Origin of the sequence: Natrinema versiforme JCM 10478, assembly GCF_000337195.1 — an archaeon.
Taxonomy (GTDB): Archaea; Halobacteriota; Halobacteria; order Halobacteriales; family Natrialbaceae; genus Natrinema; species Natrinema versiforme.
The window spans coordinates 53,599-76,141 of sequence record NZ_AOID01000053.1; the positions used below are offsets into that span (position 1 = coordinate 53,599).

Annotated in this window: 21 protein-coding genes, 1 tRNA gene and 1 pseudogene; 4 read left to right on the forward strand and 19 right to left on the reverse strand. The window is 63.2% G+C overall.

Annotated features, from left to right (window positions below; all coding sequences use genetic code 11):
* Nucleotides 1-73: 73 nt before the first annotated feature.
* Both C489_RS17500 and C489_RS17505 read right to left on the reverse strand, forming a co-directional pair.
* Nucleotides 74-1,126, reverse strand: coding sequence for a DNA-methyltransferase (locus C489_RS17500; RefSeq protein WP_006432676.1), 1,053 nt, complete (start codon nucleotides 1,124-1,126; stop codon nucleotides 74-76).
* Nucleotides 1,127-1,292: 166 nt separating this feature from the next.
* On the reverse strand, nucleotides 1,293-1,844 hold the full coding sequence (locus tag C489_RS17505) for a hypothetical protein (protein ID WP_006432677.1): 552 nt from the start codon (nucleotides 1,842-1,844) through the stop codon (nucleotides 1,293-1,295).
* 465 nt (nucleotides 1,845-2,309) lie between these two features.
* Between C489_RS17505 and C489_RS17510 the strand changes: the two genes are divergently transcribed.
* Nucleotides 2,310-2,954: a hypothetical protein gene (locus C489_RS17510; RefSeq protein WP_006432678.1), complete on the forward strand. Its 645-nt coding sequence runs from the start codon at nucleotides 2,310-2,312 to the stop codon at nucleotides 2,952-2,954.
* 24 nt (nucleotides 2,955-2,978) lie between these two features.
* Here the strand turns inward: C489_RS17510 and C489_RS17515 are convergent, their stop codons facing one another.
* Both C489_RS17515 and C489_RS17520 read right to left on the reverse strand, forming a co-directional pair.
* Nucleotides 2,979-3,572 carry an NADPH-dependent FMN reductase gene (locus C489_RS17515; protein WP_006432679.1) on the reverse strand — a complete coding sequence of 198 codons (594 nt, stop codon included), beginning with the start codon at nucleotides 3,570-3,572 and terminating at the stop codon, nucleotides 2,979-2,981.
* Nucleotides 3,573-3,753: 181 nt separating this feature from the next.
* Entirely contained in the window at nucleotides 3,754-4,152 is a 399-nt protein-coding gene (locus C489_RS17520) for a hypothetical protein (RefSeq protein ID WP_006432680.1), read from the reverse strand.
* Nucleotides 4,153-4,355: 203 nt separating this feature from the next.
* On the opposite strand from C489_RS17520, the gene C489_RS17525 reads away from it, so the two are divergent.
* Entirely contained in the window at nucleotides 4,356-6,971 is a 2,616-nt protein-coding gene (locus C489_RS17525) for a PAS domain S-box protein (RefSeq protein WP_006432681.1), read from the forward strand.
* 122 nt (nucleotides 6,972-7,093) lie between these two features.
* Here the strand turns inward: C489_RS17525 and C489_RS22905 are convergent, their stop codons facing one another.
* The 11 genes and pseudogenes from C489_RS22905 to C489_RS17560 all read right to left on the reverse strand — a co-directional run bounded on the left by C489_RS22905 (nucleotide 7,094) and on the right by C489_RS17560 (nucleotide 15,082).
* On the reverse strand, nucleotides 7,094-7,216 hold the full coding sequence (locus C489_RS22905; protein WP_275039580.1) for a hypothetical protein: 123 nt from the start codon (nucleotides 7,214-7,216) through the stop codon (nucleotides 7,094-7,096).
* Nucleotides 7,217-7,529: 313 nt separating this feature from the next.
* Nucleotides 7,530-7,925 carry a hypothetical protein gene (locus C489_RS21645; RefSeq protein WP_152423180.1) on the reverse strand — a complete coding sequence of 132 codons (396 nt, stop codon included), beginning with the start codon at nucleotides 7,923-7,925 and terminating at the stop codon, nucleotides 7,530-7,532.
* Nucleotides 7,926-8,169: 244 nt separating this feature from the next.
* Nucleotides 8,170-8,360, reverse strand: a pseudogene (locus tag C489_RS23240) (DUF7692 domain-containing protein); the annotation flags it as partial.
* 142 nt (nucleotides 8,361-8,502) lie between these two features.
* Nucleotides 8,503-9,222 (reverse strand): hypothetical protein, encoded by a 720-nt coding sequence (locus C489_RS21650; RefSeq protein WP_152423181.1) that lies wholly within the window; start codon nucleotides 9,220-9,222, stop codon nucleotides 8,503-8,505.
* 510 nt (nucleotides 9,223-9,732) lie between these two features.
* Nucleotides 9,733-10,563 carry a hypothetical protein gene (locus tag C489_RS21655; protein ID WP_152423182.1) on the reverse strand — a complete coding sequence of 277 codons (831 nt, stop codon included), beginning with the start codon at nucleotides 10,561-10,563 and terminating at the stop codon, nucleotides 9,733-9,735.
* Between the two features lie 365 nt (nucleotides 10,564-10,928).
* Nucleotides 10,929-12,548 carry a DUF7845 domain-containing protein gene (locus C489_RS17540; RefSeq protein ID WP_006432683.1) on the reverse strand — a complete coding sequence of 540 codons (1,620 nt, stop codon included), beginning with the start codon at nucleotides 12,546-12,548 and terminating at the stop codon, nucleotides 10,929-10,931.
* The gene (locus C489_RS17545) at nucleotides 12,548-13,072 is read right to left on the reverse strand and encodes a DUF488 family protein, N3 subclade (RefSeq protein ID WP_006432684.1); all 525 of its coding nucleotides are present in this window, start codon (nucleotides 13,070-13,072) and stop codon (nucleotides 12,548-12,550) included. The genes C489_RS17540 and C489_RS17545 overlap by 1 nt, the downstream gene beginning before the upstream one ends.
* Nucleotides 13,069-13,578 carry a hypothetical protein gene (locus C489_RS17550; RefSeq protein WP_006432685.1) on the reverse strand — a complete coding sequence of 170 codons (510 nt, stop codon included), beginning with the start codon at nucleotides 13,576-13,578 and terminating at the stop codon, nucleotides 13,069-13,071. The genes C489_RS17545 and C489_RS17550 overlap by 4 nt, the downstream gene beginning before the upstream one ends.
* A complete protein-coding gene (locus C489_RS17555; RefSeq protein ID WP_006432686.1) occupies nucleotides 13,575-13,874 on the reverse strand; it encodes a DUF7563 family protein in 300 nt (99 codons plus the stop codon). The genes C489_RS17550 and C489_RS17555 overlap by 4 nt, the downstream gene beginning before the upstream one ends.
* 78 nt (nucleotides 13,875-13,952) lie before the next feature.
* Nucleotides 13,953-14,127: transfer RNA gene (locus C489_RS21660), tRNA-Trp, on the reverse strand.
* A gap of 52 nt (nucleotides 14,128-14,179) precedes the next feature.
* Nucleotides 14,180-15,082 carry a DUF5794 domain-containing protein gene (locus tag C489_RS17560; RefSeq protein ID WP_049891017.1) on the reverse strand — a complete coding sequence of 301 codons (903 nt, stop codon included), beginning with the start codon at nucleotides 15,080-15,082 and terminating at the stop codon, nucleotides 14,180-14,182.
* Nucleotides 15,083-15,789: 707 nt separating this feature from the next.
* Between C489_RS17560 and guaB the strand changes: the two genes are divergently transcribed.
* Nucleotides 15,790-17,292, forward strand: coding sequence for an IMP dehydrogenase (gene guaB, locus C489_RS17565; protein WP_006432688.1), 1,503 nt, complete (start codon nucleotides 15,790-15,792; stop codon nucleotides 17,290-17,292).
* A 4-nt stretch (nucleotides 17,293-17,296) separates the two neighbouring features.
* Here the strand turns inward: guaB and cmk are convergent, their stop codons facing one another.
* The gene (gene cmk / locus C489_RS17570) at nucleotides 17,297-17,908 is read right to left on the reverse strand and encodes a (d)CMP kinase (RefSeq protein ID WP_006432689.1); all 612 of its coding nucleotides are present in this window, start codon (nucleotides 17,906-17,908) and stop codon (nucleotides 17,297-17,299) included.
* Nucleotides 17,909-18,036: 128 nt separating this feature from the next.
* Nucleotides 18,037-18,567, reverse strand: coding sequence for a cupin domain-containing protein (locus C489_RS17575; protein ID WP_006432690.1), 531 nt, complete (start codon nucleotides 18,565-18,567; stop codon nucleotides 18,037-18,039).
* A gap of 120 nt (nucleotides 18,568-18,687) precedes the next feature.
* Here C489_RS17575 and C489_RS17580 point away from each other — a divergent pair, with 120 nt between their 5' ends.
* Nucleotides 18,688-19,236: a hypothetical protein gene (locus C489_RS17580; protein WP_239642068.1), complete on the forward strand. Its 549-nt coding sequence runs from the start codon at nucleotides 18,688-18,690 to the stop codon at nucleotides 19,234-19,236.
* Nucleotides 19,237-19,348: 112 nt separating this feature from the next.
* Here C489_RS17580 and C489_RS17585 read toward each other — a convergent pair whose 3' ends face one another.
* Nucleotides 19,349-21,109 carry a YcaO-like family protein gene (locus C489_RS17585; protein WP_006432692.1) on the reverse strand — a complete coding sequence of 587 codons (1,761 nt, stop codon included), beginning with the start codon at nucleotides 21,107-21,109 and terminating at the stop codon, nucleotides 19,349-19,351.
* 92 nt (nucleotides 21,110-21,201) lie between these two features.
* The gene (locus C489_RS17590) at nucleotides 21,202-22,440 is read right to left on the reverse strand and encodes a cation:proton antiporter (protein ID WP_006432693.1); all 1,239 of its coding nucleotides are present in this window, start codon (nucleotides 22,438-22,440) and stop codon (nucleotides 21,202-21,204) included.
* Between the last annotated feature and the right edge of the window lie 103 nt (nucleotides 22,441-22,543).

Sequence of the window (22,543 nt, forward strand, 5' to 3'; positions counted from 1 at the left end):
CGATCGGTTCGAAATCCCTGGCGTGCCCGCTGCCGGTCGTCGCCTGACTGCCGATCGTCCAGCCGTCGGGGACTCACTCGAGGGCCAGCGGGGCGTGCTCGATCCGGTAGCCGTCGACGATCCTCTCGATGTCGCGGACTTCGCGCAGCCGGATGCCGCGTTCCATCCCCGTCACGACCGGCGTCTCGTAGTAGTCGGCCTCGTACTCGAACCCCTCGCCGTCCTCGCGGCGGCGCTCGACGAACTCCCGATGGCGCTCGAGACGCGCCCGACCGACCGAGCGCGACAGCGCCGGAATCTCGTCGACGCCGTCGTCGAACACCTCGAGGAAGGCGTCCTCGAGTTCGGAGCCGACGGAGTTCCGGCCGGCACACATCGCCGCGAGCGTGGTCGTCCCGGTCCCCCAGAACGGGTCGAGGACGGTGTCGCCGTAGGCCGAGTACATACAGAGCAGTCGGTAGGGGATCTCGAGCGGGTAGGCCGCGGACCGCTCGCGGAGTTCGTCGTCGGTCGTCTCGATCGACTGCAGTTCGCCCGTCACGTCGGTCCAGACATCCGTGAACCACTGGTTGCGCTCCTCCCAGAAGTAGGCGGCCTCGTACCGGCGGTCGGCCTTGGGCTCGAACGCGCGGCTCTCGGCCCCCTTTCGGAACACCAGAATGTACTCGTGTTCGAGCGTGACGTAAGCGTTCGGCGGGATCATCCCACTGCCCATGAACTTGGCCGCGCTGTTGGCCGGCTTGCGCCAGAGCACGTCCGGCAGCGGCTCGAACCCGCGCTCCTCGAAGGCCTCGAGCACGCGAGCATGGTTCTGGTAGACCCGGAAACTGCCGTCGATCGACCGGGTCGCATCGCCCACGTTGATACAGGCGATCCCCCCGTCGACCAGCACCCGCTCGAGTTCGTCCCAGACGCGCTCGAGTTGGGCGTGCATCGCATCGAACGCGGCGCGTCCGTCCCCGTTCGCCAGCGCGTCGCCGACGGCGGGGTCGAGTTCGGTAAAGAGGTCGTCCCACATTTCGATCATCGGATACGGTGGGGACGTGACGACGAGTTCGACCGACTCGTCGTCGACCGCCGAGAGATCGCGAGAATCGCCGACGAACACGCGGTGGGTCGTCTCCATTGGGTTCACACTGTCGGCGTGGCTCCCTTAGGTGCTTCGTCAGGCCGACGCTCGCGTCCGGCGGCTCCCGGGATCGGTGATGTGACGTGAGTTCGGGGATCGAACCCAACGAGAAACGCCAGCAAGGAATCGAAAACAGTTGCATCCGGTCGACGGCGGGTCGGCGTTACTCCTCGATTTCCTCGTCCGCTTCCTCGGCACCGGACTCGTCCATGTCAGCCGTCTCGCTTTCCTCCTCGGTCTCCCCGCCCGTCGCCGGTTCGAACTCCTCGATCGGCTCCCACTCCTCTTCCTCGTCGGAGGAGAGGCGACGCCGGAGGAACACTGCCCCCGCGACGGCACCGAGCATGAGGAGGAGTCCTGGCAGTCGTCGCGAGCCGGAGTCGTCCGTCTCCGACTCGGATTCCTCCGTCATCTCGGCCATCGCGTCCGTCTCCTCTGTCGACTCCATCACGTCCTCGATGATCTCCGGTTCCTCTAAGTCCTCGATCGGCGAGTCCTCGAGGTCCGGGGACTGGCGGCCGACCAGAAAGCCGACGGTCGCGCCGAGGCCGAACAGGGCCCCCGCGAGCGGCAGTCGACCGCCGGACCGAGAGCCTTCGGCCTCGTCGACGGCCTCGAGAATCGAGTCGCGCATGGGGGAATCCATTCCTTTGTTGATCGCTTCTTTGACGATGAGCTCGGACAGCGTTTTGTCTTGTTGTTCCGTCTCGGGCATAATCCGCCACGACCACACCGCCGTACATAGTTCTATCCCCCGTTTCCGTCAGCGGCTCGGCCCCGGCACGGATTATTGGACTGTTACCCGCCACACAGCGGTCTATAACTACCGGCTACTGGGCTCTCGACCGTCCGTGTGCGGAGAGATAGCAGTAGGTATCGACGATCGGCGGCTCGAGCGGATCCCCGAACTGCATCCTCAATCGGACGAAATCGGCGGTGTGTGCGTTCAATAATCGACTGATCGGCCGGCATCGCTCTCGGCGGGGGCTCGTCGAGCGAACGTGGGCGATCGACGGACGCGCGGAGCGCGACGAGCGCCGGCGGCTGCGATCGACCCGCCGTCGCGGACGATAAATCGAGTTCTTCCCGTCGTATAAACTCGTCTCGAGGGGGCGCTCGTGGGCTCGGCTCCGCGAAGGCCTTCCATAACGAAAGGGGTGCCGGCGAAAGGAGTCGGGATATGAGCGTGATCCGCCAGCCGGAGGTGCTCGGCCGAACGACGCGTCGCCGCGTCGTCGGGGTCACCGCCGCGCTCTCGGCTGCGGCCATCGAAACCCTCGCGGTCGGCCTCTGGTTCGGTCTCGTCGTCGGCTCGCGGACATCCGCGACCGCACTCGCGGGACTCGGGATCCTCTTCTGTGGGGCCCTGCTCAGAACGGGGGTCGTCGGCGCGACAATCAGCGACCTCGGGGACCTCCTCGAGCCCCATCGACTCGGTGCGGCGGTCGTCCTCACCGGCGGCTGGGTCGTCTGGCTACTCACCGCCGAACAGGTCGGCGGCGGTGCGGGCGTCGCCGTGGCGACGGGTCTCCTCGCTGCCATCCTCGCCGGCCAGTTCGTCCTCGAGCGGTACGCCTTCAGGCCGGCGTCGAACGACGGCTCGATCGTCGCGCCGATACTCTCGGGCGTGGTGATGGCCGCCGGGGCGTCGGCGCTGCTCGCGACCGCGTGGTTTACCGACTGGGCGCTCTCGTCGGCCCCGATCGCGCTCGGCTTCACGACGGTCGTCGTCCGGATCGAGGCCCTGCACGTCGGCGCGATTATATTCGCGGTCTTTGCCTTCCTCGCCCACCAGCGTCGATTCCAGCGGCTCCTCGACCCCTGAGTGGAGAGCCGCGGCGGCCGGCAGCTACTTTCCCCGCGCGCCGACGTTGTGATCGCTCTCGAAGGAGTCTGGGTCCGGTTCGATCGATGCGTACTGAACCGCTCGCCGGCCCAGCGTTCGGACCCGCTTCTCGAGTTTCGGGTCGACGAACGCGCCGTCCTCGAACGCCGCGCTCGCGTTCGGCACCGCGGCCTCGTGGGGGATCACCCACGCGTTCAGTGCCCGACAGACCGAGCGCATGTGCTCGAGGGTCGTCACGGGAAAGGCCCCGCCCGAGACGGCCAGCAGGCCGACGGTCTTGTCCCCGAACTCGTCGAACCCGCAGTAGTCGATCGCCGTCTTCAGCGGCGAGGAATAGGAGCCGTGGTACATCGGCGACCCGAGGACGATCGTGTCGGCCGCGCGCACGCGGGCCGCCAGTTTCTCGGCGTCGCCGGCCGCCGCGCGGTCGCGATCCGCGTCGAAGATCGGCAACTCGTACTCGCGGAGGTCGAGCAGTTCCGTCTCAGCACCGGCGTCGGCGGCGGCCGAGAGCATGGCCTCGAGTGCGGTCCGGGTGTGGCTCTCCTGGCGAAGGCTGCCACAGAGTGCGGCGACACGGACATCGCTGTCGCTCATGGCCCTCCGGACGACCGGCAACGGGAAAAGCGGTCCGAACGGCACAGGTTCTGACACGAATCGGGCTCGACGCGGCGGGCCGATGACTGGGCCGTCGTTTCGGGAGAAAATCTCGGACTCGAGTCGGTCCAGTCGGCTGCGAAAGCGGACGGTGGACGGTCAGAGAAAAACGGAATCGGTCTTACGCACTTGCTGTAGCGCTTTTCGACGTCTGGAAGCTGCCGTAAACGCCGGCGAGCGACAGGATCACGATGAGCGCCCCGGCGACGCCGCAGATCCCGAGGACCAACTGGCGGTCGACGCCGAAGGCGACTATCGGCGCGATCGCGATCCAGATGCCAAGCAGCGCGAGGATCGCCGCCAGGACGATACTCGGCGATCGCATCTCACCGGTCCGGTAGGCGTGCAACGACGCGATGACCGCGACCAGTGCGCCGAGGAGAACGTTGTGAATCCCCACCGTTCCCGTCACCGTGAAGACGACGGTCGATGCCATGACGAGCGCGCCGAGTACCGCCGTCAGCCCGGCCGCTCGTTCGACCAGTACCGAGGCACCGTCCGCGGATCGTGTCCGGCTCATACGTGGTTATAGCGAGTGCCAGCTATTTGAGAGCGTCGGTGATGTGTGTAACCTGATAGCTTCACCGCGCCACAAAACCAGGAAACAGACGCCGGAGCCGACGGCTCGACGGGGCCACACCCGGCCAATCGACTCATCTGCCGACCGGGACGGTGCCCCGAGCGTCGGGAGATTTATCCGGTGGAGGAGCGATTGCTGTTCGCATGAGCGACCGGGGCACGGTTACCGAAACGACCGTTCTCGAGGACGAAAACGACTCGGCGACGCGACAGCGGTACCGAACGCTCACGGAACTCCTCGACGACGGACTCTACCGGCTCGACGCGACCGGTCGCTTCGTCGCCGTCAACGACGTGCTGATCGAGCGACTGGGGTACACTCGCGACGACCTCCTCGGCGAGCACGTCACGACTATTTTCGAGGACGCTGATCGCGACCGCGTTCGCGACGCGCTCGCCGACTGTCGGATGGGTAACCGCGACGGCACGACGACCCTCGAGGCCGTCGTCCGAGCCGCGGACGGGCGGCGACTGACCTGCGAGTTTCGGCTCCAACCGATCGCGGTCGACGGCGAGGGCCGCGGCGTCCTCGGGCTCGCTCGAGATATCACCGCACAGACGGAACGCGAACGGGAACTGGCGGAGTCGGAGCGACGCTACCGCACGCTCGCGGAGTCGTTCCCGAACGGCGTCGTCACCCTGTTCGATCGCGACCTCGAGTACACGCTGGCCGCCGGGCAGGGCTTTGCGGACCTCGACGCTGATCCGGCCGACGTCGAGGGCCAGCACTTCCGCGATGTCGTCCCCGAGGAAACCGCCGACGCGCTCGAACCCGCGTTCCGGGCGGCACTCGAGGGGGCCGAACGCACGGTCGAACTCGAGTTCAACGGCCGCATCTGGTCGGTTCGGACGGTTCCGGTCACCGACGGCGGCGACGTGTCCGCCGGGATGGCCGTCGCCCGGGAGATCACCGAGCGCAAGAACCGGGAGAGAGAGTTGGCCAAGTACGAGACGATCGTCGAGACGATCAACGACGGGATCTACGTCAAAGACGAGGACGGGCGATTCACGATGGTCAACGACGCGTACGCCTCGTTGACCGGCTACTCGCGGGCGGAACTCGTCGGCGAACACGCCTCGCTGGTCGTCGACGAGGCGACGCTTACCCAGTCGGAAGCCCGACGCGAGGCGATGGCGGCGGGGGATGCGACGACGCCGACCATGGAGGCGATGATCCAGCGAGCGGACGGCGAACAGGTCCCGACGGAAGGCACCTTCGCGACGCTTCGGACCGGAGCGGAGACGAAACAGATCGGCGTCGTCCGCGATATCACCGAACGAAAGCGGATGGAACGGGACCTCCGCGAGAGCGAGGCCCGGTTCCGACTGCTCGCTGACAACCTCGAGGATGTCGTCTGGCTCTCGACGACGGAGACCAAGGAGATACTCTACATCAACCCCGCCTACGAGGAGCTGTGGGGACGCGACTCGGCGGCACTGGACGACGACCCGCGCGCGTTCGCCGACGGAATCCACCCGGACGACCGCGAGCGGGTCATGGCGGCCTACGCCGATCTGCCCGACGACGAGTTCGACGAGGAGTTCCGGATCGTCACTCCCGACGGCGAGCACCGCTGGATCCACGCCCGGGCGGCCGCGGTCCACGACGAGGATCGCGACGTGTCCCGGATCGTCGGCATCGCCGAGGATGTCTCCGAGCGAACGGAACGCGAACGCGCCCTCGAGCAGTCCGAGCGGCGGTACCGAACGCTCGCGGAGAACTTCCCGAACGGCGCGGTCGGCGTCTACGACACGAATCTTCGATATACGCTAACGAGAGGCGCGGTCCTCGGCGACCGGCTCCCGAACGCGGACCGTCTCGAGGGAAGCCGAGTGTCGGACATCTTCCCCGAGGAACTGGTCGCGGACCTTGAAGGGGTGTTGCGGGCCGCCGTCGAGGACGGCGAGACCGGCAGTATCACGATCGAGTTCGACGGCCGAAACTGGCGCGTTTGGGCCGCACCGCTTCAGGACTGCGACGGCGAGGTTTTCGCCGGATTGAGCTTCACCCAAGATGTCACCGAGCAGGTCGAACGCGAGCGGCGACTCGAGGAACTCGTCGCGAAGTTAGAGGAGTCGAACAAGCGCTTAGAGCAGTTCGCCTACGCCGCTTCCCACGACTTACAGGAACCGCTCCGGATGGTCTCGAGCTACCTCCAGTTGATCGACGGCCGATACGCCGATGCCCTCGACGACGAGGCCGAAGAGTTCCTCGCCTACGCCGTCGACGGTGCCGAGCGCATGCGGGATATGATCGACGCCCTCCTCGAATACTCCCGGATCGAGACGCGGGGCGACCCCCTCGAGCCCGTCGACCTCGAGGCGGTCTTCGAGAGCGTGCTCGACGACCTCCGGTTGCAGATCGAGGACGCGGACGCGACGGTCACCGCGGACGAACTGCCGCGCGTCGAGGGCGATGCGGATCAGTTACGCCAGGTGCTCCAGAACCTGCTCTCGAACGCGATCACGTACAGCGGTGACGAGCCGCCGGACGTGTCGGTCTCGGCCGAACGCGACGGCGACGAGTGGGTCGTCTCCGTACACGACGAGGGGATCGGGATCGCGGCCGAGGAACAGGACCGGATCTTCGAGGTGTTCCAGCGCCTGCACAGCTGCGAAGAGTACGCCGGCACCGGGATCGGTCTCGCGCTCTGTCAGCGCATCGTCGAACGCCACGGCGGCGATATCTGGGTCGACTCCACAGCGGGCGAGGGCGCGACGTTCTCGTTTTCGCTGCCTGCGGTGGAGTCTGCCCAGTGATCGGCTCCCGGGGACTACTTCGGATCCACCCCGATATCGAGACGCGACTCGAGCGCCTCGAGCGGCTGGTCGGAGACCGCATGGACGGGTAGTGTCGGGGCCGCTCGAGACGGCCTCGTCAGTCAGAACTCTCGGAGCGACTCGCTTCCACAGACGCACACGCGCTGTGCGCTCGCGGTCTCGACGATCGTCACGCGAGCGCAGTCCTCACACCGGCGAACGGCCCACGTCTCCTGTGTGCTCATTACCACGTCTCGGACGGCAGCGGCCTTAAGCAGCGTGTGAGTTCGGTGCTCGCGTTCGGTGTGTTGTTACGGCAGCGAAAACGGGGTGTGGCTCGAGCGGGGTGGTTGCGGTCCCGCGACTAGTCGTTTCAAGACGCTTCGCTCGAGCGATCTTCCGCTGCTCCGGTGGCATGGTGGCGGTGATCATCGCGGAACCGGACAAGCGAAACTCTCGAGTGACTCTCTTTTCTAATCAGGGTTGTAGAGAGCTCTTTTCTGATCATAGATTGTGCGCGACAGGGTTGGTAAGTATAGAGCGGTAGAGCGGGCGCACCTAGCAGATCGAGTACGTTGATTCAGCCGTCCCGTCCTCTCGGATGGTCACGTATGCATTTCCGTAACAGTCGTTCGTCGTGATCTCTACGGTTCCGGTCTCGTTCGCTGCAGCCCATCGAAATGCAACGGTTTCGATACCGTCTGAGATCGATTCATTGGTGTTGTAGACTTCTCGGTCCTCCTCGGGATCGAGCACGTAACTCTGGTCGTGAACGGTCTCATTCGTTGCGGTTCTCACTACGGTAATATCGAACGTTGCGCTCTCATTTCCGTGGTTTTCGAGATACAAGGAGTGATCTGACGATGGTTGCTCTGCTGCGAAAGTCCCGAGACAGCCAGTTGCGAGGACCAGTACGACGAAAGCACAGCACACCACCAGCGAGCGTTCCCGCATACCGATACTCTGTAATGGAGAACCTGAATACTTTCTGTTGAGTATACATATCCACTACACGGCTATTTTGCGTCCAAAAATATCGAATAACTAGATAGACTCAATCAGTGGCGGTAGCGATTTCGCTCCCACCATCGAACGTCACTGCTCGTAGTGTCTCAGCGATCTCCCGGCGCTGCTCGAGCGTGAGGTCGTCGCGCTCGAGGACTTGGTAGGACACTTGGACGAACTTCGGAACGTCGTCGCAGGCACTACCACTGCTTTGGTCTTGTTGCAGTCGTAGAAGTTAGCTGCGTGTTCGATCGCGTCCTGCCGGTCTGCGTAGTCGCCATCAGTTCTGATTCGCACACTCGTACGTACGGCCCCCGAAACCCTCGTTTTTCGGCTCACTGAATGGTCGATTTCGGCCCGAAATCGGCAGAACGTGTTAGCCATCCAGAGACGAACGGCAGCACAAGTGATGGACCGACTCACGATATGCACACGACGAGTCGCGGCTCGTGTGCATATTCGGGAAACGGATTCTGTCGACGTGCAACCCCAGGGGTGGATCAGAGAATGTGGTCTGAATAGCAAATTACCGATTATCAATTAGGTCCTCAAGCTCAAGGTCGTCATGGTATTTGAAAATCGGTATAGTATAAACCATATTGTAAAGATCATTTATCAATTCTGATAGTATATTTATTTTGTTTAGGTCATCAAGGACAGATAGTGTAAAACGTTCCTCTACATCGTGTACTAACGCCGCTCGTACATCTGCTACATGCTTAATATCATCTAATCTATCTGAATCGACTATATCGCATGCAACCAATGTCTCTGCCCGGCCCTCGTAGGACCCGATCTGTGAAACAATAGCATTCTTTCCTGAATTGGGTAAATCGTCATCAACTAACTTCCTCACCAGTTTACCTAACATATCATATATTAGCTCATACGCCATCGAATATATGAGTGTGACTGTATTTCCAATAGTATATCTCCCCGATCGTTCTGCAAACCCCATTACAGCATCCTTGGAAACCGAAAACTGTTCAGCTTCAGACGCTATTTCGCTAACTTGTTCTAAATACATTCTGTGGCTGGCATTCACCATATCCGCTATTCTTATAGAAGTAATATAGTGGTATTCATGATCCTCAATTTTAGCATGATTAGCACTAACAATATAATCGTTGCATGCATTAATCATCACGTTAAACGCGTCTTCAGGTGATTCTCTTGGATCAATACTTGCTTTGTCTAATCTATTCGCAACATATTCGCGCACATTAGAAAAAGTGGGCTCTGCCATATATATTGGATATTGACGATCAGATATGATTCTTTTGTAAAAGTATATAAATGAAAGTGGTATACAGAGATTCTAATAATCGAACCATTATCATTTGACCTTAGCCTCAATTTCCATCTCAACACTGATGCCCACTCCTTCCCTCGAATTGCTGAATTGCTTCAGCTGTAGTCAGTCCATGCTGGTTAGCGATCTCGGCAGCAAGGTCGTTTGCATAAGCTTCCGTTGGAGTTCGCTTATGCTGTCGTGCAAGTTCAACCAGGGCTAAAACAATCAACAGGTCATCTTGAGGTTGGCGCATGACGGCAATTCTGGCCTCGGCATCACGGATAAAACCCCGTAAGCGTATCTGACAAGCGGGGTTATCGAGGTCCTGCCACGGCCTACCAGCGGGGTAGCGTCTCTGCAACGTCCAGTATCGTCCTGTCCAATTTTCGCTAGCGCGGCGCGCGCTCTGCGCGCCGCGCAATTGCCCTGCCCCCTTAGGGGCATATCCGTGAACACAACACACTATTCCTGATATTCCGGCTCACCTGTACGGTTTTCCTCATCTGTCGAATCATTGGTTTCAGAGTTTCTTCTCACATAGGCAATTATAGCCATTGCTGAGCCAGTTGCTGAAACTGCTAGCCCGGCAGGACCAGCAAACAGAACTGCTCCGGTATTCAAAATCTGGCCTCCAACGAGTAGAAGCAGTTTATCGTCAATCTTCCCTCCATAAATCTGTAAGGATTCATACGTCTGACGGAAAGCAAATTGGAATCGAACATGATTAATATAAGAACTGATCTCACTTTCGACACTTGTCTTGGATGGATCTGTGTCAGGAGAACCTCTAATCGGTGAACGGGGCGAACTGAACTCTGACTTAGTAGGTCCAGTTAGGGGGGCTTCGTTTAGAAACGGACTCGAATCGACATCAGTGAGGAGATGGTCAGATTCGAGGTCCCCCCAGGGCGGACTCGAATCAATATTGGAGAGAAGATGATCTGATTCGAGATCCTTCCAGGGCGGACTCGAATCGATATTGGAGAGAAGATGGTCAGATTCGAGATCCTCCCAAAGCGGACTCGAATCGATATTGGAGAGAAGATGATCTGATTCGAGGTCCTCCCAGGGCGGACTCGAATCAATATTGGAGAGAAGATGATCTGATTCGAGATCCTTCCAGAGCGGACTCGAATCGATATTGGAGAGAAGATGGTCTGATTCGAGATCCTCCCAGAGCGGACTTGAATCGACATCGGTGAGGAAATGGTCTGATTCAAGACCGTCAAGAGGAGATGCCCGTTCTCCTACTTCTGGATCTTTGGACTTCTCGTTCTCCCCATCTGAGTCCATTACCGCTGATATGTTTGGGGATAAGAAAACACTTTCGCGGATAAATTGGGATGGATACCGATCTACTATCTACGAAACAGATTTCGTTCTGGGCGAAAGGACGGTTTCGAGTGCATCAACTGGAGATTTTCGCGCGAAGGTGGGGTAGGGCGCTGTAATTTTTTGGCGCTGTCGCCTTGGCGACACCCGCCAAGGGGGTTTTCGCGCGAAGCGCGAAACGACCCCGCCGGCGTTGCGGTGCGATCGCGGTGCCGACCCCGCCCTCGAGGGACTGGATACAACCAGAGTTGCAGAAGAAACGGAGGTAGTCAACCTAACTTGCAGAAAAGAGCGAAACCGAGAGCGTTGCCACTATGCAGGCCGCTTCAGCGATCGGCGATCGCACCGACGAATCCGGATTCGGTCCCACCGCCGGGAGTCTTCCAGGTCAACTCGATCCCGCGGAGTGCCGTCGGATCGTTCCCTGACTTCGACCACTTCTCGAGGGCCTCGCTCGCGATCGTCGCAACGTTCTCGAAGCTATCCGACTTCAACCGAGAGAGAACCGTATCGATCCGCATCTGTTGCGGCTCGCCGTTCTCGTCGAACTCGAGGTCGGCTCCGTTTTTCGCGAGCCACTCTTGGAAGGGCGAGGACTCAGCGACGTGATCGGCCAAGCCCATGATGTGCTGCATCCGATCGGCGTAGCTCTCGATCGCGTACTCGGCCGATTCAACGAGCGCGCGCAGTTCCTCGCGGTACTTCCGGGCCCGGAACGATACGTCGCCCTGATCTAGATCGAGAACCTCGCCGAGGTCGTTGATCGCTCGGTAGATCGTCGCCGGATGTTTCCCCAGTTGGTCGGCGAGATCGTCGACGGTCGCACCGCCGTCGGTCGCGACCGTCTCTGTGACATTGCGAGCGGTCTCGCCCATATCCCGCAGCGTCGTCATCAACAGGTGATCCGACTTCGCCTCGAGGCGCGGCGTGGGATCTTCGTACAGTTCGACGGGCCTGTCGCGGGCGACGGCGTCGAAGTGATCGTCCGCGACGTAGACGCCGCTCCCGTCAGGCCCGAGCGGAATATCTTCCCAATGGAGCGCGTTCAACAGCGTCTCCTCTATTTGCTCGGTGACCTCGTGGCGATCGGCCCATTCCCATGCCTCGCCGTCGTTCATCGACTTGTTGACCAACACCTCCACCTTCGGATGATAGGACGGGTGATCTTTCGAGACCGCATCGGGATCTTTCAGCTGGTAGATCTCGAACTTTCGCCCGTAGGTGTGGCCCGGCAGGAGTTCGCTGGCCGACGTGGGGTTCAGGAACAGCCGATTCTGATGGTTGATCGCCTCCTTGTTGTTGATATGCAGTTCGGCTTTGACTCCCTCGAGGTCGGAGAGATAGTGCGCGACCTTCTGCAGGACACCAGCCGACGAGAGCTTTTCCGCCCACTTGCGACGAATCCGGACGTACCGCTCGTACGCCCACATCCGACTCGCCGGGTGCGGCTCGTTCCGAAAGTACTCCGAGTGAATCCGCTCGCCGGCGTGGTCGAAGATCGCCGCGAAGAACTCCGGTAGCAACTCGAGTCCGCGCTCGGGCTCGATGTTACTCAGATGGAACTCGACGTCGACACCGTCGACCTCGCCGACCTGATTCTCCCACGGGAGTTGCAGTCGCTCACCGCTTTCCCAGTGGCGCATGTCCGGGAACCGCGGACCGATGTTGTACGATGCCTTCCGTTCACCGCGCCCACGACCCACGATATCCCACTCGTAGAGCCGCTCGGCGTTGATCCCGTCCGACAGTCGCGGCGCGAATCCCGACTTGCTGTAGCCCACCTTGAGGTGCCAGGGCTCGCCGTCGATCTCCGTGTCGATCTCGAGGTAGCCCTCGAAGGGCGGCCCGAGCATGACCGATGAGAGCGCGTCGTAGGGTCCGCGGCCCCAGTCGGGCCACTTCCAGCGGCCTTCTATCTCGTGCGGTGTCGTCTCGACCTGCGACATCACGCACCACCGGCTTCGGCGAAATCGGCAAGCGTCGCATCCGGATCGTCGTCGGACTCGTCGTTACCGGTATCGATGGGGATCGTCGACGGGTTCGGATGGTGGACGACCTCGATGTCTTCGAGTTGAGAGACAACCTCGTTCGCGAGCAACCGTCGGTGGCACCACCGAGCGTCTTTTTCCCAGCAAACGAGCCAGATATCCCGCTCGCGAGCGCGATCGGCCAGCTCCGAGATCACCGTCTGTGGACCCGGCTGCTCGAGGTACTCGCGGTAGCGGCGTTCGAAGTCAACCGAATTCCACGCGATCGCCGCCGGATTCGCCTCGCCGTTCTCGTCGGCAGCTTCCTCGACGGCCTTGTATGCGTTCAACAGTTCTTCCGGCGGTGCGACGGCCAGGATGTTCCGATCCGTGATTCGCTCCACGAAATCCTGCGGGTAGCGCACAACGCCGAAGATCGCATCCCCATCGGCAGGTTCGAAACTCGAGTTGAGCCCACCGAAGTAGGTCGTTCGGACGGTCACTGAGAACCACCGTCCTCAATCTCGGCGGGATCGAACACGCGCGCCCACGTGAACTGAACGTACTCCTCGCTGCGGCCCTCACCTGCCGAGCGCCACCCCTCGGTAACGACGCTAATGAGGTGGTCGACTTGCGTCGCCGGAACGACCTTCGCGGCGATCAACTCGCGATCGTGGGGTGCACAGACGGCGAACAGGTAGACACCCCCGCGCTCAAGCAGCGCCTCATGCTGCACTCGACGCAGTTGAAACCGACCGCGGCGCTGACGTTGCCCGTAGACGACGGAGACACTCTTAATCTCAACCGCTGTTCCAGACTCGAGGACGACGATCCCGACGAACGGGAACTCGGCGCTCGGCTCAAGGAGATCCTCGGCGATCGCATCGTAGTGCAGTGACTCTGTATCTGGGACGTACCGAAGCTTATCGACGTGCTCGAGGACAACAGACTCGGACCGATCGCCAGCCTGTCTCGAGGCGGCTAACTGAGACTGCTGCGGCTGGCTCATCGCGAACCACCGTCGGTTGCAACCTCGCCAGACCCATCCCGACAGACCGCTTGCACGTGGGACGGGAGATCATCGTAGCTCTCGTTGAACCGAGTCGGATCGTCGAGCGGATCGGCGATCGCGACGGTTTGGCCTGCGGCGCTGCCGTCGCTCAGTCGGGTATACGTATCACAGTCAGAGCAGCGGTGTGCGTGGTCGTTCTCGTCGCCGTAGCCGCGCCGGAACTCAGGCGTGACGTGCGCTCCGCACTTGAGGCAGCGCTGTGGATTCTGATTGGATCGAACCCAACGCTGCATCAACGGACCCCTCCGTTGAAAGAGAGTTTTCTCCGAGACGTTTCTCTCCGAAGGGTTAAGTTAAAATTAAGGTGAGAGTGGGGTCGGAGGGATTTGAACCCCCGATCTACTGATATCTCCGGTGCGCCTCGGAACTCCAGAGGGTCATCACACGAGCACTGATCAGGTGCCCGATCAGTATATCAGTCTGGAGTGTCGTCCCGGGCGCGTTGCCTCTGGAGTCAGCCGCCATGCCTGGCTTGGCCACGACCCCTCGAGTCTTCGTTGGTCGATCCACCCTAAAGTGGTTTCGATTCAGAATCGCCCTACAGCCACGGGGCCCGCCCCGCCGTATCCGTCCCGTCGTCGCCCGGATACGCGTCCGGCTCGTCCTCGCTGTCGGCGGCCATCGGCTCACTCGAGTCGCCGTGCTCCCCGCCATCGGCCAGCGCGCCCATTTGGGCGGCCGCGTCGTCCGGATCGGGACTCGAGTCGTCGTCGCCGCCGAGCGGGAGGTCGACGGCGAACAGACCGGCGACGAGCAGCGCGGCCAGCGGGGCCTGTCCGAAGGCCATCCCGAGCAGGGACAGCGGGAGCAGTCCGAGCGCGACCGCGCTGCCGAAGCGGAACCGGTCGATGTCCATATACTCCCGCAGGTACGGTCCGGTGAGCGCGATCGCGAGCGCGAAGGCAACCCCGACGGCGGCGGCCAGCGTCGCGTGGGCGACGAGGGCCGGATCGGTCATCAGGTCGAAGCTCGCCCCGGCGGGATTGAGGCTCGCGACCAGTCCCAGCCCGATGACGACGACGGGGTTCGGGAGGTAGTCGCCGATCGTCGCGCTGGCGGTCTTGGCCGCGATGGCGGCGATGACCAGCGCCGCGAACCGCTCGAAGATGACGATGTCGAGGACGCTCTCGATCGCCGGCGCGAGCGCGGCTTGGACCGCCGCGAGCAGTATCAGCGGGATCCCGACGAGTAAGACGACGGTCGCCTGCTCTCGGGGCGTGCCGTCCATCTCCGCCAGAATCACGGCGACGGTCGCGCTGCCGCCGAAGATCAGCAGGCCGACCTGGATCGCGCCCAGCGGCTTATCGAGCGCGCCGGCCAAGATCAACGCGGGGAAGACGCCGTCGACTAACGGCAGCATCATCACCAGCGCCAGCAGTCTGGCGTCACCCCCGACGATGCGCTCCATCTGGAGCGCGACCGGATGTTGTGACGTACTCATCGGTCAGGGCCGATGGCCGTGACCCGAGGCCTGTGGGCGATATGACGGGCGGTCCCGTACCAACCGGTCTGCACACCGGTCGATCGCATCGAATTTCGGGCCTCGCGCTGTGAGTTTTGGTGTAAAATTCCCGAACTGGGCAGCGACGGAGTCGAAACTCGTCCGGCCAGCGGTTCGGGCGACGGCTGCACTCACAGCGTACATACCCGAAGGGACGAGAGGACGGTCAATAAACGTTGTGTGAGACGCGATTTCACGACCCGTCACCGTTTCGCCAGTAGCGGGCAGATCTGTACTGGAATGCACAGATCCGGAAGCGATGTGTGCAGCCGTCGTGGCGTTTCCCTCGAGTATCGGCGATCGACCGCGCTCTCACAGACGGAAACGAAAGGAGACAGCGCGGGGCCGATACCGAAACTCGAGGCCGAACGAGACGGAGGCCGACGGCCGGCTACGGGGCCCAACTCGAGTCCAGTTCGTGCTGAACCCGGGGCCGCACCCGAATCGGACTACGGCTAACGGGGTGCCACCGAGACTATAGTCGCTCTTGGAAGTCACTGCACACCCGATCGCAGGATAGCGTTGCGATCGGTGTGTAAATCGTTGCAAGAGCGACTGGAGGCGAATCGGCCGTTGCCGGCCCCGCGAACCGTTCACAACCGCTCTCATCTCGCAACGTTTTTTGCCCGGGGGTCCGGACGGTTTACATGGCGAACGACGTTCCCGAGCACGAGCCCTATTCTTCGAAACTGCAGGTACCGGAAGCGCTAACGTTCGACGACGTCCTTCTCCGCCCGAAGGAGAGCCGCGTCGAACCCGACGATGCGGACCTCACGTCCCACGTCTCGAAAAACGTCGAGGTCTCGGTGCCGATCCTCTCGGCGGCGATGGACACCGTCACCGAGAGCGATATGGCGATCGCGATGGCCCGCCACGGCGGCCTCGGCGTGCTCCACCGCAACATGAACATCGACGAGATGGTCGAGGAGATCGGCCGCGTCAAAAGCGCCGACGAACTCATCATCCCCCTCGATTCGGTCGTCACCGCCGACCCGGAAATGTCCGTCCGCGAGGTCGACGAACGGATGGCCCGCCGCGGCGTCGGCGGCGCGCCCGTCGTCAACACCAACGGCGAGGTCCTCGGGATCATCTCGAGTACGGATATCCGGCCCCACCTCGAGGTCAACGAGGACGACCCGGTCACCGAGGCGATGACCGACGAGGTCATCACGGCCCACGAGGACATCGACGCCCGCGAGGCGTTCGAGCTGATGTACGAGCACAAGATCGAGCGCGTCCCGGTCGTCGACGACGAGAACCTGCTCGTCGGCCTCGTCACCATGCAGGGCATTCTCCAGCGCCGCGAGTACGGTGAGGCGGTCCGCGACGAGGACGGCCGGCTACGCTGTGGCGTCGCCGTCAGTCCCTTCGAGCAGGACCGCGCCGAAGCCGCCGACGAGGCCGGCGCTGACGTCCTCTTCATCGACACCGCGCACGCGCACAACCTGAACGTCATCGACGGCGCTCGCGAGATCAAGGAGTCCGTCGACGCCGACGTCGTCGTAGGTAACATCGGCACGCGAGAAGCCGCCGAGGACCTCGTCGAGTTCGCGGACGGGCTCAAAGTCGGCATCGGGCCGGGATCGATCTGTACCACGCGCATCGTCTCCGGCTCCGGCATGCCCCAGATCACGGCCGTCGCGCAGGTCGCCGACGTAGCCGCCGAACACGACGTGCCGGTGATCGCCGACGGCGGCATCCGGTACTCCGGCGACGCGATCAAGGCCGTCGCCGCCGGTGCGGACGCGGTCATGCTCGGCTCCTACTTCGCCGGCACCGACGAAGCGCCGGGCCGGGTCGTCACGATGAACGGCAAGAAGTACAAGCAGTACCGCGGCATGGGCTCGGTCGGCGCGATGAAATCCGGCGACAGCGACCGATACCTCAAGGACGAACCCGACGAGGAAGACGAGTACGTCCCCGAGGGCGTCGAAGCCGCGACGCCGTACAAGGGCACGCTGAAGTCCGAACTCCACCAGCTCGCGGGCGGCATGCAATCGGGCATGGGCTACGTCGGCGCGGAGACGATTCCCGGGTTCAAAGAGCGCAGCGAGTTCGTTCGCGTCTCCTCGGCCGGACAGGCAGAGAGCCACGCCCACGACGTCGTCATTACCGACGAAGCGCCGAACTACTCGCCGGACAGCGAGTAATCAGTTACGGGTCCATCGGCGGCGTTCGGAACGCCCCCTCGTCGATCTCGGGGTCGTACTCCTCGATTGCGGACCGGACGATGGTGAACACGGCGTGCTTGCTCCAGCGGGCCGTATTGATGTGGAGATCGTAGAACTCCCGATCGTCGATATCGATCTCGTAGTAGGACTCGTAGCGACCCGCCTCGCTGACCTCGCGGACCCGCATCTCGGCCTCGGTTTCGATGCGGTCGTCGATCCGCTCGAGGCGGACGTCTTCCGGCGCGTCGAGCCAGAGCCGCAGGTCCGCACGATCGCCGGCGATCCAGCCCGCCAACCGCGACTCGAGGATGAAGGGTTTGTTCGACATGCCCCACTTCTCGGCGATCTGCTGGAGCCGCTGATCTAACGCGCGGTCGATCTCGTCGGATTCGTCGGCCTTGGCGATGAGCTGGTTGAGGCTCATATCGCGATCCTCGGCGAGTTCGCGAAAGACCTCGCCGCCCGAGACGTAGGGACAGCCGATCGCGTCGGCGAGCTGTTCACACAGCGTCGTCGCCCCACAGCCGGGCGGGCCGGAGACGGTGATGAAAAGCGACGTGTCGATCTCGACGGTCGAACTGTCTTGGATAGCCATACGTCGACACTCTCGGCCCTGGGTGAACAATTTTCCCTTACTCGGTGAGCGCCGACACCGGTCGGGCCGGTACTACGTAGGGTGGCGAGACCGGCCGAGACCGGCACCCGACGCCGCGCATAGTCGCATTACGACGGGACGAACGTGTGTCCGCACTCGGTACAGGTCAGCCGGAAGTTCCCCTCGTCGGTGAGTTCGAGGCCGTGGCCGGTTTCTTCCTCGCAGTCTCGACAGTAGACCAGCGACTCGAGTTGCTCCCAGTCGTGTTTCGATTTGGGCGCGCCGAAGGCGAAGCCGACGACCCGCTCGTCGGTGTCGTTGTACCCGGTCTGGAAGTCGCCGGGTTCGAACCGGATCACCTCGCCGGACTCGACGGTGACTTCCCTCACCTCCTCGCTCGTGGTTTCACCGCTCGCGTCGTCCGCGTCGGGTTGTGACGTGCGCGTCTCGAATGTCGCGGTTCCCTCCTGGATATAGAAGACCTCCTCCTGATCGTAATGGGTGTGCATCCCGCCGGAAAACGACTCGTCGGGCTCGAGTTCGAAGTAGTTCATCGCGAAGTCAGAAAAGCCGAGGGCGTCCGAGATCGGCCGCCTGACGGAGTGGACGTTCATGGGGTTGACTTCGATATCGACGTCGTTGATTGCGACTTTCTCCATGCCACGCGGTATCACTCCACCGGCAAAAATCCCGTGGGAGCGGACCGCAGACGAATATGATCGGTGGGGCCGCCGCCCCGAAGAGTAACGCCTACGGTCGTCGGTCCCCGAGGGTCACACGTGAACCGTCGTACGGTACTTCGAACCGCCGGAGTGACCGCAGTCGCGGGACTCGCAGGCTGTGTCGAGAACTTACAAGAGCACTATCAGGGCAGCTTTCAAGGGCTGGTTCCCATCGAGGTCCACAGCGAGTCGGACCGCCACTACGACCTCACGCTCGAGGCCTACGAGACCGGGACGAACCGCCAGACCTACGACGAGAGCTACACGGTCACGGCAAACGAGTCGGCGTCGCTGCCCCATCTCGACGCGACCGAGCAACTCCTCCGCGTGACCAGATACGCACGGGAAGACGACGACGCGACGTTCGAGGAAGTCACGATCACCTCGAGTACGAAAGCCGTCACCGTTCGACTCACCGACGAGGAACTGATTTTAGACATCGATCGGGGAGAGGGAGCGGACGAAGCGAGTCCGGCCGGCGAGCCCGGAGCGGGCAATCCGGAGACGAACGAGTCCGAACCAATCGATGACGAGCCGAGCGACGGCGATCCGAACGAGACGACGGACGAGACAGCAAACGAACCGTCGAACGAGTCGGCGGAGTAGCGCATCGACAGCGTCAGCGTCCCGCCCCGCAACGTAGATTTTTGAGGCCGCGTTCGATTCCCTCGAAACCACCGGCGACGGCAGTTCCGTACGCTCACCCGATCGCCGCCACTCAGGGGTACGGATGGAACGCCCGCTCGAGGCGCGGTTCGAAGCCGAGGTCCGCCGGGACGGTCCGCGCCCGCTCGCCGAAGAACGGCTCGCCGGTAAACAGCGGCTGTGCGCCCGGGACTAACACGCGAACCGCCTCGAAGTCGATCGCCTCGATATCCCGAGTCGTCAACCGCGCTGCGTACGGCGTCAGTCCGGCGTCGGCGGTCCGCGAGCACAGCGCCTCGAGCCGATCGGTTCCCGTCGGAACGGGATCGGGGCCGACACTCGTCGCCGGAATCGTCTGTTCGGTGTCGACGAACGCTCGCGCTCGCTCCGGGAACGAGGCGTACGCGCCGATTTCGCCGCCCGCGTCGTCGGCCTCGTCCGGCCCGAGGTTCCGCAGTTCCATCCAGTTCTGCAGCGCCTCCTCGAGTGCCGAGGCCACGGCCGCTTCGGCGTCGAGCCCGGCCGCCGACCCGACCGCGAAGGCCGGCCACGCGTCGTCCTCGGCCGAAACCGGATCATCCGCAAGCACGTCGGGATCTCGGTGGACGGCCGCGGCGACCACGGGCACGTCGATGTCTTGGGTGACGAGCAGCGGCGTCACGGACAGCCCCTCGCTCCGGGCGCGGCGCTCGAGCGCGTCGAATTCGGGCGTCTCGACGGACAGTCCGAGCGGCTCGAACGTCGAGTACCACGCGAGCATCGTCGCGTCGCGCTCGATCACCTCCGTCAGCCCGGAGATCAGCGCGTCGACCGTCGAGGAACCGAGCCCCAGTCCGGTCGTGATCGGTGGAACCAACGGCTCGCCGGGTTGTGGGAACTGGACCGCCGCAGCGGGCAGGTGGACCGATTCGCCCGTCGCGATATCTTCGCCGGGAACCCAATAGTGGTCGTCGCCGGCGTCGTACGCGGGCGCGTCGTCCGGTCGGACGAGATCTGTCGGGGCGACCGCGCTCTCGAGGTCGGCCTCGCTCGCGCGGACGAAGTCGTCCTCGCGGTAGACGCCGGCGCAGTAGCGCTCGAGGCCCTCGCCGACGGCCTTCATCAGCGCGGCGTTCCAGTCGGTGGCGACGCCGGCGGCCTGTCTCGGCGCGCTCGCGTCGCTGTACGCGGTCGTGTCCGCGACCGTCGAGAGGTAGTAGGGTGCCGGGAACGACTCGATCTCGCCAATGCTGGCGATCGGGCCGACGCGGTCGTCGATCGCTCGCTCGGCAGCTTCGACGGCGGCGTCGAGGGCGAGCGACTCGTCGTCGCGCTCGAGCGTGCGGTCCCGGTCGCCCGCCGCACACGCACAGCCGGGGACCGGCAGGATCTCCCGCCGGGCGTGTGGCACCTCGCGCGTGTGTCCCATGATCGAGCCCTCGTCGCCCGAGAAGATGCGCACGCACTCTCGGCCGGCGACGGCACCGGCGAATCGGGCCGCGGCGCGATCGGCCTGCGGGCCGTCGGCTCGCTCCTCGAGATTCGACGCGACGTGGGCGCGCAGACAGTCGAAACAGCCCGTAGCAGGCGCGAAGCCGGAGACTGCCGCGTCGACGGTCGGGAGCGGCTGGCCGCCGACGCCCCCGATCTCGACGGCGACCCAAGGCGTGCCGCCGGTTCGGGCGGCCTCGTTCGCCCGCTCGAACGTCGGCGACCCGGCGACGTCGCTGACGACCGCGAAGCGAGCGTCGTCGAGATCCGCCGGACTGGCGTCGCGGACATCGACGTCGACATCATCAAGCGCGGTGACGACGGCCTCGCGGACGGGGTCGTCACCCACGACGTGGACTTGCATACTCCTCCCTGCTGGCGCGGGCGGCAAAAACGCCCCGCTCGAGCCTCGAGATTCTGGCCTCGAGCAGACCGATCAGGACGACCGACGGCGAGTCAGTCCTCGGTCGTCGCCGCCGAATCGACGTAGACGAGTTCGTCCGCCGACTCGAGCAGGCGCACGCCCCACGTGACGGTGACGGGGACGAGCGCGGTCGTAAAGATCGCGATGAAGACGAGGATCGAGAACATTTCCGCGCCGATGACCCCGGCCTCGTAGGCGACCTGTGCGATGATGATCTCGACGGTTCCGCGGCCGTTCATGCCGAAGCCGACGACGAGGCCCTCGCGGGAGGTCAGCGACGTCGGGAGTGAGAACAGCCACGAGCCGATGATCTTGCCGAGGAACGCGATGGCGACAAGTCCGGCGAGGACGGCAAAGGAGTCGAAGAACACGTCGAACGTGATCTGGAAGCCGACCGTGACGAAGAAGACGGGCGCGAACAGCCCCATCGCGAGGTCGTACATGACCGTGTGCATGTGCTCGTAGAGCCCCGGCTCGACGTCCGCCTGCCGGAGGAACATGCCCGCCATGAAGCCGCCGATGATCATGTGCAGGTCTGCAAGCGTCGCGAGTTGGGCGAACAGCAGGGAGACGAGCAGGGCGAAGGTGAAGGCGGTCGTGCGGTCGACGAACCCGTAGCGCTCGCGCTGGCGCTCGATGTACCGCCACGCGACCGGCAGGAACCGGTAGCCGATCAGCAGCGTTGCCGCGAAGAAGCCGATCGCCTGCAGGAGGATCACACCGATTTCGACTGGATCAAGCGTGCCCGCGGTCACGTAGCTGTCGACGCCGGCGAACGCGATGAGCACGCCCACGTCCGAGGCGAGCGCGCCGCCGAGTAACACGTTCGCGATCCGGGTATCCAGCAACTCGAGGTCGGCCAGAATCCGGGACTTCGTCGCCAGCGACGTGGCGGCCATGGCCAGTCCGAGGAACAGCGCCGCGCCGACGGAGACGCCGAGCCAGACGCCGGCCGCGTAGCCGAGTCCGAACGGGATGACGAAGGCCCCGAAGGCGATCAGCAGCGACTGGGGGCCGAGTTCGAACAGTTCCCTGAGATCGACCTCCATCCCGACGTAGACCATCAGGAGGAACACCCCGAGTTCCGACAGCACCGAGAGCAGTTCCGAGGGGCGTAAGAGCCCGAGCAACGCGGGCCCGAAGGCGATGCCGGCGAACAGTTCCCCCATCATCGTCGGGTAGCCAAAGCGCTCGGCGACCGCGCCGAACACCCACGCAACCGAGAGGACGAGCAGGAGACTCAGGATATCGATAGAGACGGTTTCGACCATCGATCACCACCACGCGTCGCGAATCAGGTAGTTGCGCCGCTGGAGGCGATCGTCAACCCGCGGACGGCGGCTCGGCTCTGACGCTCCCATGGTATTCGAGTTC

Bases quoted from the DNA above. Each gene is read 5' to 3' on its own strand.
- C489_RS17500 (WP_006432676.1), bottom strand. From the start codon at position 1,126: ATGGAGACGACCCACCGCGTGTTCGTCGGCGATTCTCGCGATCTCTCG.
- C489_RS17505 (WP_006432677.1), bottom strand. From the start codon at position 1,844: ATGCCCGAGACGGAACAACAAGACAAAACGCTGTCCGAGCTCATCGTC.
- C489_RS17510 (WP_006432678.1), top strand. From the start codon at position 2,310: ATGAGCGTGATCCGCCAGCCGGAGGTGCTCGGCCGAACGACGCGTCGC.
- C489_RS17515 (WP_006432679.1), bottom strand. From the start codon at position 3,572: ATGAGCGACAGCGATGTCCGTGTCGCCGCACTCTGTGGCAGCCTTCGC.
- C489_RS17520 (WP_006432680.1), bottom strand. From the start codon at position 4,152: ATGAGCCGGACACGATCCGCGGACGGTGCCTCGGTACTGGTCGAACGA.
- C489_RS17525 (WP_006432681.1), top strand. From the start codon at position 4,356: ATGAGCGACCGGGGCACGGTTACCGAAACGACCGTTCTCGAGGACGAA.
- C489_RS22905 (WP_275039580.1), bottom strand. From the start codon at position 7,216: ATGAGCACACAGGAGACGTGGGCCGTTCGCCGGTGTGAGGACTGCGCT.
- C489_RS21645 (WP_152423180.1), bottom strand. From the start codon at position 7,925: ATGCGGGAACGCTCGCTGGTGGTGTGCTGTGCTTTCGTCGTACTGGTC.
- C489_RS21650 (WP_152423181.1), bottom strand. From the start codon at position 9,222: ATGGCAGAGCCCACTTTTTCTAATGTGCGCGAATATGTTGCGAATAGA.
- C489_RS21655 (WP_152423182.1), bottom strand. From the start codon at position 10,563: ATGGACTCAGATGGGGAGAACGAGAAGTCCAAAGATCCAGAAGTAGGA.
- C489_RS17540 (WP_006432683.1), bottom strand. From the start codon at position 12,548: ATGTCGCAGGTCGAGACGACACCGCACGAGATAGAAGGCCGCTGGAAG.
- C489_RS17550 (WP_006432685.1), bottom strand. From the start codon at position 13,578: ATGAGCCAGCCGCAGCAGTCTCAGTTAGCCGCCTCGAGACAGGCTGGC.
- C489_RS17555 (WP_006432686.1), bottom strand. From the start codon at position 13,874: ATGCAGCGTTGGGTTCGATCCAATCAGAATCCACAGCGCTGCCTCAAG.
- C489_RS17560 (WP_049891017.1), bottom strand. From the start codon at position 15,082: ATGAGTACGTCACAACATCCGGTCGCGCTCCAGATGGAGCGCATCGTC.
- guaB (WP_006432688.1), top strand. From the start codon at position 15,790: ATGGCGAACGACGTTCCCGAGCACGAGCCCTATTCTTCGAAACTGCAG.
- cmk (WP_006432689.1), bottom strand. From the start codon at position 17,908: ATGGCTATCCAAGACAGTTCGACCGTCGAGATCGACACGTCGCTTTTC.
- C489_RS17575 (WP_006432690.1), bottom strand. From the start codon at position 18,567: ATGGAGAAAGTCGCAATCAACGACGTCGATATCGAAGTCAACCCCATG.
- C489_RS17585 (WP_006432692.1), bottom strand. From the start codon at position 21,109: ATGCAAGTCCACGTCGTGGGTGACGACCCCGTCCGCGAGGCCGTCGTC.
- C489_RS17590 (WP_006432693.1), bottom strand. From the start codon at position 22,440: ATGGTCGAAACCGTCTCTATCGATATCCTGAGTCTCCTGCTCGTCCTC.